Annotated in this window: 19 protein-coding genes; all 19 read left to right on the top strand. The window is 62.8% G+C overall.

The window, feature by feature from the left end; translation table 11 throughout:
• Positions 1 to 263 precede the first annotated feature (263 nt).
• The gene (locus tag AB5Z09_RS21445; protein WP_368196198.1) at positions 264 to 1,136 is read left to right on the top strand and encodes a GPO family capsid scaffolding protein; all 873 of its coding nucleotides are present in this window, start codon (positions 264 to 266) and stop codon (positions 1,134 to 1,136) included.
• Between the two features lie 9 nt (positions 1,137 to 1,145).
• Positions 1,146 to 2,195: a phage major capsid protein, P2 family gene (locus AB5Z09_RS21450; protein WP_368196200.1), complete on the top strand. Its 1,050-nt coding sequence runs from the start codon at positions 1,146 to 1,148 to the stop codon at positions 2,193 to 2,195.
• Between the two features lie 3 nt (positions 2,196 to 2,198).
• On the top strand, positions 2,199 to 2,924 hold the full coding sequence (locus tag AB5Z09_RS21455) for a terminase endonuclease subunit (RefSeq protein WP_368196202.1): 726 nt from the start codon (positions 2,199 to 2,201) through the stop codon (positions 2,922 to 2,924).
• 116 nt (positions 2,925 to 3,040) lie between these two features.
• Entirely contained in the window at positions 3,041 to 3,502 is a 462-nt protein-coding gene (locus AB5Z09_RS21460) for a head completion/stabilization protein (RefSeq protein WP_368196203.1), read from the top strand.
• 8 nt (positions 3,503 to 3,510) lie between these two features.
• The gene (locus AB5Z09_RS21465) at positions 3,511 to 4,023 is read left to right on the top strand and encodes a phage tail protein (protein ID WP_075115557.1); all 513 of its coding nucleotides are present in this window, start codon (positions 3,511 to 3,513) and stop codon (positions 4,021 to 4,023) included.
• On the top strand, positions 4,020 to 4,706 hold the full coding sequence (locus AB5Z09_RS21470) for a phage virion morphogenesis protein (protein WP_368196205.1): 687 nt from the start codon (positions 4,020 to 4,022) through the stop codon (positions 4,704 to 4,706). The genes AB5Z09_RS21465 and AB5Z09_RS21470 overlap by 4 nt, the downstream gene beginning before the upstream one ends.
• 4 nt (positions 4,707 to 4,710) lie before the next feature.
• Positions 4,711 to 5,835 carry a DUF2586 domain-containing protein gene (locus AB5Z09_RS21475; protein ID WP_368196208.1) on the top strand — a complete coding sequence of 375 codons (1,125 nt, stop codon included), beginning with the start codon at positions 4,711 to 4,713 and terminating at the stop codon, positions 5,833 to 5,835.
• 3 nt (positions 5,836 to 5,838) lie between these two features.
• Complete coding sequence (locus AB5Z09_RS21480) at positions 5,839 to 6,294, top strand: phage protein (protein ID WP_108570475.1); 456 nt, start codon at positions 5,839 to 5,841, stop codon at positions 6,292 to 6,294.
• A 9-nt stretch (positions 6,295 to 6,303) separates the two neighbouring features.
• Positions 6,304 to 6,513, top strand: coding sequence for a TraR/DksA family transcriptional regulator (locus AB5Z09_RS21485; RefSeq protein ID WP_368196210.1), 210 nt, complete (start codon positions 6,304 to 6,306; stop codon positions 6,511 to 6,513).
• Between the two features lie 23 nt (positions 6,514 to 6,536).
• The gene (locus AB5Z09_RS21490) at positions 6,537 to 6,854 is read left to right on the top strand and encodes a phage holin, lambda family (RefSeq protein ID WP_075115611.1); all 318 of its coding nucleotides are present in this window, start codon (positions 6,537 to 6,539) and stop codon (positions 6,852 to 6,854) included.
• A gap of 9 nt (positions 6,855 to 6,863) precedes the next feature.
• Entirely contained in the window at positions 6,864 to 7,952 is a 1,089-nt protein-coding gene (locus tag AB5Z09_RS21495; RefSeq protein WP_368196211.1) for a site-specific DNA-methyltransferase, read from the top strand.
• Positions 7,939 to 8,400, top strand: coding sequence for a glycoside hydrolase family 104 protein (locus AB5Z09_RS21500; protein ID WP_368196214.1), 462 nt, complete (start codon positions 7,939 to 7,941; stop codon positions 8,398 to 8,400). The genes AB5Z09_RS21495 and AB5Z09_RS21500 overlap by 14 nt, the downstream gene beginning before the upstream one ends.
• Positions 8,397 to 8,840, top strand: coding sequence for a hypothetical protein (locus AB5Z09_RS21505; protein WP_368196215.1), 444 nt, complete (start codon positions 8,397 to 8,399; stop codon positions 8,838 to 8,840). The genes AB5Z09_RS21500 and AB5Z09_RS21505 overlap by 4 nt, the downstream gene beginning before the upstream one ends.
• Positions 8,776 to 8,967 (top strand): hypothetical protein, encoded by a 192-nt coding sequence (locus tag AB5Z09_RS21510; protein WP_124240864.1) that lies wholly within the window; start codon positions 8,776 to 8,778, stop codon positions 8,965 to 8,967. Before AB5Z09_RS21505 ends, AB5Z09_RS21510 begins: the two co-directional genes overlap by 65 nt.
• A complete protein-coding gene (locus AB5Z09_RS21515; protein WP_029299933.1) occupies positions 8,964 to 9,227 on the top strand; it encodes a putative phage tail assembly chaperone in 264 nt (87 codons plus the stop codon). The genes AB5Z09_RS21510 and AB5Z09_RS21515 overlap by 4 nt, the downstream gene beginning before the upstream one ends.
• A 191-nt stretch (positions 9,228 to 9,418) precedes the next feature.
• A complete protein-coding gene (locus tag AB5Z09_RS21520) occupies positions 9,419 to 11,191 on the top strand; it encodes a phage tail tape measure protein (protein WP_368196225.1) in 1,773 nt (590 codons plus the stop codon).
• A complete protein-coding gene (locus AB5Z09_RS21525) occupies positions 11,191 to 11,529 on the top strand; it encodes a DUF2590 family protein (RefSeq protein WP_075115549.1) in 339 nt (112 codons plus the stop codon). The genes AB5Z09_RS21520 and AB5Z09_RS21525 overlap by 1 nt, the downstream gene beginning before the upstream one ends.
• Positions 11,526 to 12,713 carry a baseplate J/gp47 family protein gene (locus AB5Z09_RS21530; protein ID WP_368196227.1) on the top strand — a complete coding sequence of 396 codons (1,188 nt, stop codon included), beginning with the start codon at positions 11,526 to 11,528 and terminating at the stop codon, positions 12,711 to 12,713. The genes AB5Z09_RS21525 and AB5Z09_RS21530 overlap by 4 nt, the downstream gene beginning before the upstream one ends.
• Complete coding sequence (locus AB5Z09_RS21535; RefSeq protein WP_368196230.1) at positions 12,706 to 13,308, top strand: phage tail protein; 603 nt, start codon at positions 12,706 to 12,708, stop codon at positions 13,306 to 13,308. Before AB5Z09_RS21530 ends, AB5Z09_RS21535 begins: the two co-directional genes overlap by 8 nt.
• Positions 13,309 to 13,420 lie beyond the last annotated feature (112 nt).

Below are 13,420 nucleotides of genomic sequence, written 5' to 3' on the forward strand. Positions count from 1 at the left end.
AGCCCCAGTTCGTCCTTGATCTCCTGGGGTGTCCATCGTTTAAGGTAGAGTCCCCGCGCGGCATTGCGGATCTCTTCGGGATACGCCACGGCGCCTCCATCAGGTGAATGATGGCGCCATCATAGCCAGCCCCTCCCCTTGCTTATCTCACTGATGTTCCACGCAATTCGGATATCCCACTGGATCCGAATCGCCACGAACACAACTGGATGAAACCCCCTTGCCGACCCGATAGCCTGACCCCGCATCTATTGGGAGCAGGCATGAACGAATCAACCTTGAGAACTGGCTGGGTCTGTATCGCCACCGAAGGCAAAGCGGTGGATGGGCGGGATATTACCCGCGACTGGCTCACCGACATGGCCGAGACCTACGATCCGACCTATTACACCGCCGTCATCTGGCCCGAGCACGATCGCTGGTCCAGCTATGGCACGGTGCAGGCGCTCAAGACCGAAGAGGTGGATGGCAAGCTCAAGCTGTTCGCCATCCTCTGTCCGAATCGCGATCTCATCTACTACAACCAGAACGGTCAGTACCAGTTCTGCTCCATCGAACCCTTCGAGAACTTCGCCGATCTGGGGCGTACCTACCTGCTGGGCCTTGGCGTCACCGATGAGCCCGCCAGCACCGGCACCACCCATCTCAAGTTCAGCAACAGCAACAAGGGACAGACCGTTGGCACCAGCGAGCCGCTGGACCTCTCCATGTTCAAGCTACCCAAGCACGAGAAGGCCGATGGCCTGATCGCCAAGTTTTTCAGCTTCCTGGCCAGTCATGGCGAGCAAGCGCCCACGACTCCCCCCAGCCAACCCGAGGATGAGGAAATGAAACCAGAACAGTTCGATCAGATGCTGGGGGCTCTTAACGGCCTTGGCACCAAGATCGATGCCTTCAGCACCAAGCTGGACGCCAAACCGGCCACCGACGACACCACCCAACCGGTCACCGAGCCCGCAAAGGTGGGGGAGCAACCCGGCATCACCACCGAGCAGTTCAGCAAGCTGGAACAGACCCTGGCCAGCCTGACCGACAAGTTCGGCGAGCTGAACAGCAAGATCGACCAGTTCTCTGTCGAGAAGCCGGGCCAGCGCCCGGACGCCCTCGGCGGTGACGATACCCCTGCAGTCTATTAAGGAGCGACCGTGAGCCAGACCCTTACCGTCCAGGCCATGCAGCGCCTGGAGCAATACAACAATGCCCTGGCCAAGGCCTACGGCATCCCCGTTAACGCGCTGGCCAAGCAGTTCAGCGTCACCGGTCCGGTGGAGACGGGCCTTCGCGCCGCGCTGCTCGCCTCCGTCGAGTTCCTCGGACTCATAACTTGCCTCGACGTAGATCAGATCAAGGGCCAGGTGGTGCAAGTGGGCATCGGCAAGCTGTTCACCGGCCGCAAGAAGGATGGCCGCTTTAACGGCAAGATCGGCGTCGCCGGCAACACCTATGAGCTGACCGAGACTGACTCCTGTGCCTCGCTCGACTGGGCGACCCTGTGCGTCTGGGCCAATGCGGGCAGCGAAGGCGAGTTCCTGCGCCTGGTGGGCGATTTCATCAACAAGGCGTTTGCCCTGGACATGCTGCGCGTCGGCTGGAACGGCGTGGAAGCGGCCGACGACACCGACCCGAAAGCCCATCCGCTGGGTGAAGACGTCAACAAAGGCTGGCACCAGCTGGCCCGCGAGTGGAACGGTGGCAGCCAGATCATCAAGGCCGAGGCTGGCAAGAAGATCCACTTCGACCCGGACGGCAAGGGGGATTACAAGACCCTGGACGAGATGGCCTCCGACCTTATCAACACCACCATCGATCCGCTGTTCCGCCAAGACCCGCGTCTGGTCGTGCTGGTCGGTACCGACCTGGTGGCCTCGGCCCAGGCCAAGCTCTACAGCGAAGCCACCAAGCCGACCGAGCAGATCGCCGCCCAGAAGCTGGCCGAGTCCATTGCCGGGCGCAAGGCCTACATCCCGCCCTTCTTCCCGGGCAAGCGGATGGTGGTCACCACCCTCGACAACTTGCACATCTACACCCAGCGCGGTACCCGCAAGCGCAAGGCCGACGATAACCAGGACAAGAAGTGCTTCGATAACCAGTACTGGCGGATGGAAGGCTACGCCATCGGCGAATACCTGGCCTATGGCGGCTTTGAAGAGGCCGACATCGAGATCGGCTCCGCCCCCACTGCGCCGAGCGAGTAACCCATGAGCTCACCGGGTCAACGCCACAAGCAACGGGTGCAAGCCATGCAGGGGGCCGCGCAGGCCGCCTGCACGGGCATGGCCACCGGCGCGGTGGCGGACAGCCTGCACCTGCAGATGATTGCCCTGGAACAGGACATCGCTCGCCTGCGCAAGCTGGCCCGCATTGGGGATCGGGTGAACATGAAGCGCAGCGAACTGATGCCCAAATACCGCCCCTATGTGGAGCGCTATCTGGCCAGCGTGGCCGAGTCCGGTCAGCCCTATCAGAACGAGCTGTTTCAACTGCTCACCGTCTGGGCCTTCGATGTCGGGGATTTCGACACTGGCATCGCCTGGGCCGAACTTGCCATTACTCAAGGCCAGCGCACCCCGAGCAACATCAAGCGGGACTGGGCCCACTTTGTGGCCGACACCGTGCTGGAGTGGGCCGAGAAGCAAGCGGCCGAGGGCCATGCGGTCGAGCCCTGGTTCTCCCGGGTGTTCGACAAGGTACGAGATGACTGGCGCCTCAACGAGAAGCTCACAGCCAAGTGGTTCAAGGCCGCGGGCTGTCTGCTGCTACGTGACCAGGATGGCCAGCCGCGTCCGAGTGCCGTGGGGGACTCCGCCCCCCTGGAGCAGGCCGACCACTGGCTGGCCCAGGCAGAAAAGCTGCACAGCAAGGTGGGGGTCAACACCTTGCGCCAGAAGATTGCCATGCGCCTGCGGGTGCTCAATCCCGAATAACAAACCGACTCTCCGCGCCGTCGCACCCCGGCGCGAATGCCATGGAGCACCTTTGGCGACCCCAGCGGCAATTGCGTGGCTACAGGGGTGCACCTATTCAACCAGCGAGGTCACTGATGTTTGCAGGCAAGGATATCGACTACAGCGCCGCCACTATCCGCAATGACGGGTTTTGGCCCGATGTGGCCGTGGCCGATTTTGAACGCCGCCGCGCCCTGCCTGCCGACCTTGACCCGCAAACCACCGGCGCCGCCCTGCTGGCGGCCATCTCGGAAATCAACCTGCAGCTGGCGATGCGCCAGGCTGCGCTGATGGCCGAGGGCTATGCCAGTGCCGCCGAGGTGCCGGGGCCAAGCCTGCAAGGCAGCACCAATGCGTTGACCGAGCAGTATCTGGCCGCGGTGTTTGCCCGCGCCAAGGCGGCCCTCTTGCCGGAGTTCGCCTGCGTCACCGAGCGGCCGGCTGCCAACAACCTGGCCGAGCGGGCACCGGAACAACGGGCCCAGCTGCTGGCCGAGAGTCAGCAGCTGGTGCGCAGCATCAAAGGCAAACACCGCGCGGGGGTCTCGTTGATATGAGTAAAGAGATGAGTGAACAGCAGGCCCAGGGCTATTTCCTGCACGCCCTCCACGCCGAGCTCAACCGGGTGCTGCCGGCCAAGTGCCGCAAGTCCCTCGATAGCTGGATGGAGAACGGAACGATCCGCCTCGAATCCCGCAACATGGGCCCGACCGGGGTGGACGTGGCCTGGCTCACCTATCAGGCGGTGTTCATCGTTGAACAACTGCCCTTTCGTGAGCTGGATCCGGCCATCGTCTTGGCAGCCGTGGCCGCCTGGGTGCAGGAGCACGACTCGTTTCGCGAACAGTTTGAGCTGGCCGACCCGGAATACGCGGTGACCCCGAACGATGAGAAGAGTGCCGACCTCGAGATCCAGCTCGCCTTTACCGAGCCGCTGCGCCTTATCGAGCACCCGAGCGGCCCCATCAACTGGCTCGGCAAGTGCTGGCAGGTGGCCCCCTATGAGATCTGGGTGGCCGACCACATCGACATGAACGTCGGTGATACCGGCCATCACCAGGTAGGTGGCCCGGCATGATCACCATCACCCTGGACGCCCGCCGCAGCCAGGACCTGCTCAACCTGCTGGCCCTACCGCCCCAGAAGCGCAAGCGCTTGGTGTGGCGCGCCGCGGCCGAGCTCAAAAAGCTGGCGGCCCGTCATGTACGCCAGCAGCAAGACCCCAACGGTCAGCCCTGGGCGCCGCGCAAGCGGGGCAAACGCAAGATGCTGCGCGGCCTGCCCAAACTGCTGGAGATCCACGCACCCGGCCAGGACGTGGCAGAGCTCGGGTTCAAACGGGGGACGATGAACGTCCATGCCGGGGTTATCGCCAACACCCACCAGAAGGGACACACCTATCAGGTGACCGCGGCCAGCCGGCGCCGCATTGCCCCCAGTGAAGGCGGTAAGCAAAAACCGGCGACCAAGGCGCAAGCCCGCAAACTGCGCGAGCTCGGGTTCAAGCGCCCTGGGGCACGCAAGGGGTCATACCGCTCGGCGTCGCTCGGCTGGATCACCGGCAATCTCAACTACGCCCAGGCGGGATTGCTTATCAGGAAACTCAAGGATGAACCAGTGAAAACGCGCTGGGAGATTGAGCTCCCTGCCCGCCCATTCCTCGGCGCCAACGCCAAGCAACGGGAGCAAGCCTTTGCCCGCGCCCTGCAGAGCATCGACTACGGCTGGGACGTCAACAAGCAAGAGATGAAGGGGAAATAACGCCATGTGGCCTTATGTACAGATCAACAACTTGAACCAGATGCAGGGGCCGGTGACCGAGGTCGAGCGCCACCTGCTGTTTGTCGGCACGGCGCCAAGCAATACCGGCAAGCTGCTCTCCCTCAATACCCAGAGCGACTTTGACAAGCTGCTGGGCGAGCCCGCCAGCGAGCTCAAAACCAACCTGCAGGCCGCCATGGCCAACGCGGGCCAGAACTGGACGGCCGCCGCCTTTGTGCTGCCCACCGACATGGACTGGAAAGATGCCGTCCGTGAGGCACAGAAGACCCAATCCTTTGAAGGGGTGGTGGTGCTGGGGCAAGAGTGGGACGAGGCGAAGATCAACGCCGCCCACGCGCTGAACCAGGAGCTGATCGCCAAGTGGGGTCGCTGGCAGTTCATGCTGCTGGCGGTCGCGGGGATCAATGCCGCCGAGCAGGATGGCCAGAGCTGGAGCGACTACGAGGCCGCCCTGGTCACCCTGCAAGATGGCATCAAGGCCGAGTCCGTTACCCTGCTGCCGCAGCTGTGGCCCAACCTCGCCGGTGCCTATGCCGGTCGCCTGTGCAACCGGGCGGTGAGCATTGCCGATACCCCGTGCCGGGTCAAAACCGGTGCCCTGATCGGCCTTGGCAACAAGCCCAAGGACAAGGACGGGGTCGAGTTGCCGCTGGCGACCCTGCAGACCCTGGAGCAGAACCGCTACTCGGTGCCGATGTGGTACCCGGACTATGACGGTATCTATTGGGCTGACGGCCGCACCCTGGACGCCGAGGGCGGCGACTACCAGGTGATCGAAAACCTGCGGGTGGCCTACAAGGTGGCGCGCCGGATGCGGGTGCGCGCCATCGCCCGTATCGGCGATCGCTCGTTCAACTCCACTCCGGGCAGCACGGCCGCCGCCATCCTCTACTTTGGCAAAGACCTGCGCGAGATGGCCAGGACCACCACCATCAACGGCCAGCCGTTCCCGGGCGAGATCACCTCCCCTCGGGATGGCGATATCGCTATCCAGTGGACCGACAAAAACCACGTCTCCATCTACGTGGTGATCCGCACCGTGGACTGCCCCAAGGGGATCACCATCAACATCATGCTCGATCTGAGCCTCACCAATGGGGAGGGCTAACCCATGACAAGACGCATTTCAGGGCAGAGCTTCGACATTGAACTGCTGGGCACCATGGTGCACGTCGAGAAGGCCAGCCTCACCATCACCGACAGCAGCGCCGTGGCGCAGACCCGCGGCATCCCTGACGGCTTTGTGGATGGCGAGGTATCGGCCGAGTGCGAGTTCGAGCTCGATGCCAAGAACTTCAAGCTGCTGAGCGATGCCGCCAAACGGGCCGGCAGCTGGCGCGGGCTGAAACCGGACGATGTGCTGTTCTACGCCGACACCGGCGACGAAACCATGAAGGTGGAGGCCTTCGGGGTGAAGCTGCAGATCGCCGACCTGCTCGATATCGACCCCAAAGGGGGAAGCAAGGGGGTGCACAAGCTCAAGGGCATCGTCACCTCCCCCGACTTCGTTCACATCAATGGCGTGCCGTACCTCTCGGATGATGACACCCGCCACCTCAAAGGGTAAGGGGGCCAGGTGGACGATATTGACCGCGCAAACAGCCACGCCGCCCGGATGCTGGCCGTGCATCTGGCCAACCAGGTGGGCAAAGGGCGCTACCAGGGGGAGAGCCGGCACCGCTGCGAAGAGTGCGACGACCCCATCCCGGCAGCACGCCGTCAACATGTGCCGGGGGTGCGGCTGTGCGTCCCCTGTCAGACCCGCCTTGAGAGGCTGGGCCGCTAACCAGAGCAACGGACATGAACGCCATGCCCCATAAAGACCCCACTCTCTGGGCCCTGCTACTGGCCTGGTTGATGGACAACATGCCCACCGTCTATGGCACTGCGTTAGCAGTATTAACGGCTTGGCTACGCATCACCTATGGCGGTGGCAGTGGTCGCCGCAGGCTCCTGGAGTCCGTCTTGTGCGGGGCCATCACCTTGGCATTTATCAGTGCCTTTGGCTGGTTCGGGATCCCTGGAGAGGCGGCAGGATTTGTAGGCGGCATGGTAGGCCTTATCGGTGTTGAGACTATTCGCGGCCTTGCCGAGCGGTGGCTCAACGCCAAATTACCGAAGGAGTGAACAGACGTGATGACTGATCAAATGCATATCCACAAAATCAACGACCGCATCAAGCTGGTAAATGCGGATTCGCTGGTTTACCTGAAAACCATGCCCTCTCACAGCCTGGATCTGGTAGCGGTAGACCCGCCCTACTTCCGGGTAAAAGATCTGGACTGGGATAACCAGTGGCCAGACGTCAGCGCCTACCTGGATTGGCTAGAACAGTGTGTGATCGAGTTTGCCCGCATCCTCAAGCCGAACGGATCGCTCTATCTGTTTTGCAGTCCCGGGCTCAATGCCGATATCGAACTCTTGGTACGCAAGCACTTCAAGGTATTGAGCCACATCGTCTGGGCCAAACCCTCGGGGGTGTGGAATCGCACGGACAAATCCGCCCTGCGCAATTTCTGGCCCGCCAGTGAACGCATCATTTTTGCCGAGCAGCTGGACGCCCATGGCATGGCGCAACAAAGCGGCTATCGCCAGGCCTGCCAGACGCTGCGTGTTCAGGTGATGCAGCCGCTGATCGACTACTTCCAACAAGCCAAAGCGGCCTGTGGCATCTCCAACAAGGAGATCGACCAGGCAATGGGGTGCCAGATGGCCGGGCACTGGTTCGGTCGCAGCCAGTGGAGCCTGCCAAGCGAAGCACAATACGCCCGCTTGCAAGCCCTGTTCGCCAAGAAGGCTGACGCCCTTTGCCAGCCTCATCATCAACTCAAAGAGACCTATCAGGGATTGCATCGCACCTACCAAACCCTGGTAGCCAGTTATGACGAGCTGAAGGCCGAGTATGAGCGACTGCGCCGCCCTTTCAGCGTCACCAAGGATGTCCCCTTTACAGATGTCTGGTCTTACCCCTCGGTGCAAGCCTACCCCGGGAAACACCCGTGCGAAAAACCCGCCGCCATGATGGAACACATTGTGCGCACCAGCAGCCGGCCGGGTGATGTGGTCGGTGACTTCTTTATGGGCTCGGGGGCTACCGGCAAGGCTGCCTGGCGGCTTGGCCGCCGTTTCGTCGGCGTGGAGCTGGAAACCCCGCGGTTTTCCCAAACATGCCGGGAGTTTCAGACCCTTGTCAGTCAGGAGGAAAAACACCATGCCACGCAGTAACTGCCACCCGCAGGTGGCCGCGTTTCTCGACATGATTGCCTATGCCGAAGGCACCAAGGACCGGGGCGATGACGGATACAACAAGCTGGTCAATCCGGCGGGGTTCTTTGAGAGCTACGCCACCCACCCGAACGTGCTGGTGCAGGTCAACAAGACCCTGAGCAGCACCGCGGCTGGCCGCTATCAGTTCCTGTCAAAGCACTGGACCCACTACCGCGACCAGCTCGGGCTGCCTGACTTTGGCCCCGCCTCGCAAGACACCTGGGCGATCCAGCTTATTCGCGAGCGCAAGGCGTTGGACGATGTGCTTAAAGGACGAATCCCCCAAGCGGTGGCCAAGTGCGCCAACATCTGGGCCAGCCTGCCGGGGGCCGGCTACGGTCAGCGCGAGCACCAGCTGGCAGACCTGCAGGCCAAATTCACCGAGTTTGGCGGGGTACTGGCATGAGCACCTTCAAGGCACAGCTCTCCAATGTGCTGCTGGTACTGGTGCTGGTGATGGGCGCAGCCCTGTTTCTTGGCAGCCGGATGCTGGAGAGCCGGGGCAAGGCGCTGGCCACCGCCAACGAGACCATCAACACCTTGCAGCAGACCAACGAGCAGCAGGCCAGCCAGCTGGTGACGTTGCAGCGCGATGCCGCGGGGCTGCGCAAATTGCTGGGCACCCAGAGCGCCGCCCTAGCCGAGCTAGACCAACAACAGAGGAAAACCGCCGATGAACTGGAACAAGCGCTGGCCACGCCGCCGGCGGGCCGCCCGGACTGTGCTCGCGAGCCTCTGCCTGACGCTGCTTTGCGCCTGCTCCAGCCAGCCCCAGACCGTGGTGCAAACGCAAGTCATCAAGCGGCTACCGCCGCCGGGGCTGGTGCCCCACTGCCCGGAGCCTGATTTCACGGGGCGCACCTACGGCGACGCCGTACGGTTTATCCCCACCCTGCAGATGGCGCTGCGCCGCTGCCAAACCCAAATCAACACCCTGAACCACTGGATTGAACAAGAGGAAACCACCCCATGACCACTCCCATCATCACCCTGGACGTCGCCGGCAAAGAGCTGAAATTCGCCCCCACCATGGTGGCCTACAACGGCTTTATCAACGACATGATGCCAAGCGACAAGGTAGCGCCGGCCCACAACTACCTGAAAAAGATCGTCTGCCAGGAGAGCAAAGAGGCGCTCGATGAGCTGCTCAAACGCCCGGGCGCGGCGCTGCAGCTGGCAGGCGCCATTAACCAGCAGTTCGCCCCCGACCTAGAGATCACCGTAAAAAACTGACGGCGCGCGCCGAGGCCATCGAGCGCAATCACCTGGAGCAGGCGCTGGCGCTGCGGCGCCACTACCTGCCCCATGACGAAGACGATATCGACAGCCTGGCCCGCGCCCTCTGGTTAGACCGACACACCCGGGAGTCCTACGCCGCTGCAGTGGCTGAGGGCATCGCCAACGCATTCAACGGATAACGACCTATGGCCTGGATGGAAAAATTGATGATGCAGGTGGCTTTGGTGGATCAGGTCACCAAGCCCCTTGCTGGCATCAATGCCCAGATGGACAAGGTCAGCAAGGCCGGCCGTCAGGGCTGGAGCAGCATGGCAATGGGGGCCACCACGGTGGTCGCCGGCGGCATGGCGATCCAGTCTGCCCTCGGCCCGGCCATCGAGATGGACAGGGCGCTAGCGGAGGTGGCCTCGCTCGATGTGCAAAAGGATGTGCTCGGGGCGCTCGGCCGCGAGGCGTTGAAACTCTCTATCCAGTACGGGGAGTCGGCCACCGAGATTGTCCGCTCCTCCTACGATATCCAGTCAGCAATCGCGGGGCTCGAAGGTAACGAGCTGCCCGCCTTTACCCGCGCCTCGACCACGCTAGCCAAGGCGACCAAGGCCGACACCGCCACCATCACCAACTACATGGGCACCATGTACGGCATCTTCGAGCAGCAGGCCAAGCAGATGGGCAAGGCCAACTGGGTCGAGGATGTGGCCGGCAAGACCGCGCTCGCGGTGCAACTTTTCAAGACCACCGGCCAGGGCATGGCCGATGCGTTCGGGGCAATTGGCGCCAACGCCACCGCCGCCGGCATCGCGATGGACGAGCAGTTCGCGGTACTCGGCCAGCTGCAGGCCACCATGAGTGGCGGCGAGGCCGGTACCAAGTTCAAAGCGTTTCTGGCAGGCGTCGGCAATGCCCAGAAGGCGCTCGGCATCCAGTTCACCAATGCCGCAGGCAACATGCTGCCGGTGCTCACCATGCTGGACAAACTCAAGGCACGTTATGGCGAGACCCTGAGCGTGGCCGAGGGGGACGAGCTCAAGAAGGCATTCGGCTCGGATGAGGCGGTCAGCATGATCAAGCTCCTGATGACCAACACCAAGGGGCTTGCCACCAACATCAATGCGCTGGCCAACACCCACGGCATGGGCAAGGCCGAGCAGATGGCCGCCGCCATGACTGACCAGTGGCAGCGGGTCGAGCAAGCCTGGTTTGCCATCCGCGCCGCCGCGTTCGGGGTGGTACTGCCCGCTATCAACGCCGTGATGAGCGTCTTTGCCGATGGCGCCAACGAGGTGCTGCGCTGGACGCATCTTTTCCCGAACCTGACCAAGGTCATCAGCTATGCCCTGCTGGCCATCGTGGGGTTGAGCATGGTCACCGGTACCTGGATGCTGATCGCCGGCTTGGCCAAGCTGGCCACCCTGGGGCTTGGTATCGCCTGGTCCATCATCACCGCCCCGCTCGCCCTGCTCAATGCCGGGATGGCGACCTTTCGCGCCATCCTGCTGGCGGTCAACATCGCCATGTATGCCAACCCTGTGGGCCTGATCGTGGCGGGCATCGTGCTGCTGATCGGTGCTGTAGCGGCGGCCATCTACTACTGGGACGACCTGAAAAAGAGCATGGCCGACTGGAGCGTGTTCAAGCTGCTCGGGCAGGCGGTGGACTGGCTGGTCGAGAAGCTGAACATGATCCCGGGCGTCAATATCGAGATGGGCAGCATGCCGGATCTCAACCTGCCCAATCAGGAGAACATCAACGCCCCCCTCGCCCGCTTTAGCCAGGGCACCCCGAGCCGCGTACCTGCGGGCGGGCTGGGCCAGCAGCTGATCCAGGCCAACGCAGCCGCGACCAGCGCCAACCAGAGGCCGCCCAAGTACCTGAGCATCGGGGAGGTGCACATGCACAACCAGAACCCGATGACCCCCGAACAGATGGCCGAGAACGCCTGGCTGGAGACCCCGTGATGAGCGAGCCCCTGAACCGTGAACCCAAGTACATCGACATTTTGGTGGTGAACGGCGCCTGGCTGCTCGATGCCGGCGGTCAGCCCCGTTACACCCAGGACCGCCACAGCATCGGTCAGGACATCAAGCACCGGATCATGGAGTCGGGGCTGGCTCGCAAGCTCATTGGCGAGCGCAGCCCGACCCTGCGCGCCGATGTGATGACCGAGATCGAGCTGCTGGTTGAGAACGACGAGCGACTGGTCCCCGGCACCATCGTGATCCGCGAAGAAGCCCCCGAGCGGGTGCTGGTCACCGCCCGCACCTATGAATTTGGCGATCTGGAGGTAACCCTGTGAACCTGCGCCCCAACGTGGATTTTATGACCCTGCTGGCCGAGACCGGCGTGCCGACCACCGAGCAGGCCATGGAGGCCGAGCTTAAAAAAGAGGTCGAGGCCGCCGGCTCCCTTATCACCAACGACAGCGATGTAAGCCCCTTCTGGCGGCTGGTACGCGGCGTGGTGATCACCCCGGCGCTCTGGCTTATCCGCACCCTCTTGGCGGGTCATGTGCTGCCAAACACCTTTGCCGCTACCGCCACCGATGCCTATCTCGACCTCAAGGCGTGGGATGTGGACTTGACCCGCAAAGGCGCCCAGAAGACCCGCGGGGTGATCAACTTCGTCAAAGCCAATCCGAGCGAAGCGGTCACCATACCGGCCGATATCTGGGTCAGCACCGAGCGCATCAACGGCACCATCTACCGGGTTAAACCACTGCAGGCGGTGGTGAGTCCGGCCGGTGAAGCGGTGGCCCGGGTAGTGTGCGAGGCCGAGTTCGCGGGCGCGGCCTGGAATCTGGCCCCGGGCTACTACAACCTGCTGAGCGAACCGGTGACCGGCATCTTGTCAGCCCGCAACGATGACAAGGAGTGGATCACCACCCAGGGCGCCGATGCCGAGAGTAACGATGCCCTGGGGCTGCGGATTCAGAACCAGTTCTCGGCAGTAGGCCGCTATCACATCGACGCGATTTACCGCTCGATGCTGGCGAGCGTCGCCGGCATTCGCGCCGATCACATCTTCTTCGAGCATGAAGCACCGCGGGGACCGGGCACTGCCAACGCCTACATTCTGCTGGAGGTGGGGGCCACACCGGCCAGCCTGATTGTCCAGCTTAACGACTACGTGGGCCGCCAGGGCAACCATGGCCACGGCGATGATCTCTTCGTGATGGCCATGCCCGAGACCCAGCACAGCCTCACCCTGGAGCTGTGGCCGGTGGCCAACCTCACCGACGAGCAGAAGGTGGCCCTCAAGCTCGGCGCTGAATCGCTGGTCAAAGCGGCGTTTCGTCAGTCGGGGGATTTTCCGAGCGTCACTCGCACCTGGCCGCGCTCGCGCTTTTCGCTCTCGCAACTGGCCCGCGAGCTGCACAGCCAGTTTCCGCAACTGCAAAGCCTCAAGTTTGCGCAGGATGACATCGTCTCGGGGCTGACCATCCCGCGCCTAAGCACGCTGGAGGTGACCCTCTATGACTAATCCGACCCCGCTTGAACACAGCCGACAGGCGCCGCGGCTCCCCGATGCCAGCGCTCCCTGGTGGGAGGATGGCTACACCATCAGCCCGGCCCACGCCGAGCCCGGGTTTCTGGCCAAGGGCATCAACGCCTTCTGGCAACGGATCAAGGGGTGGCTGTTGCTGCCACTGGCCCAGCAAGACCCGCTCACCTGCTCGGAATCCTTGCTGGCGCTGCTCGCTTGGGAGCGGGACATCAGCCGCTTTAACGGCGAACCGCTCCCGCTCTTTCGCAAACGAGTCAAGTTTGCCTTTGTGAATGCCCGGGACGCCGGCGAGGTGGCGGGCTTTAAGCGCATCTTCGAGCGCCTTGGCATCGGCTGGTGCGATATCCACGAACGACAAGAGGGAGCGCCCTGGGACGTTATCACCATCGAGGTGACCGACAGCGCCCTCGCCGGCAACCAGCAACTGATGGAAACCCTGATCCAACACTATGGCCGCACCTGCCGCCGCTATCGGTTTCAGGTGGTTTACCCAGTCGCCAGTACCTTGGGCTTTGGTCGCATCGACATGAGCCAGCAGGTGTTTGGCGCGACGCTTAAGAGGAACCCATGAGCCAGATCATTACCAGCGCCTTCTCCCGCTACTGGCAGGAGTGCCTTGCCACCCAAGTGCCGGTGGTGCTCGATGAGTTCGTGCTGGCCAACGTGCCAGACCTCGATCCTGC

Origin of the sequence: Aeromonas sp. R2-2, from assembly GCF_040908355.1 — a bacterium.
Lineage (GTDB): Bacteria > Pseudomonadota > Gammaproteobacteria > Enterobacterales > Aeromonadaceae > Aeromonas > Aeromonas veronii.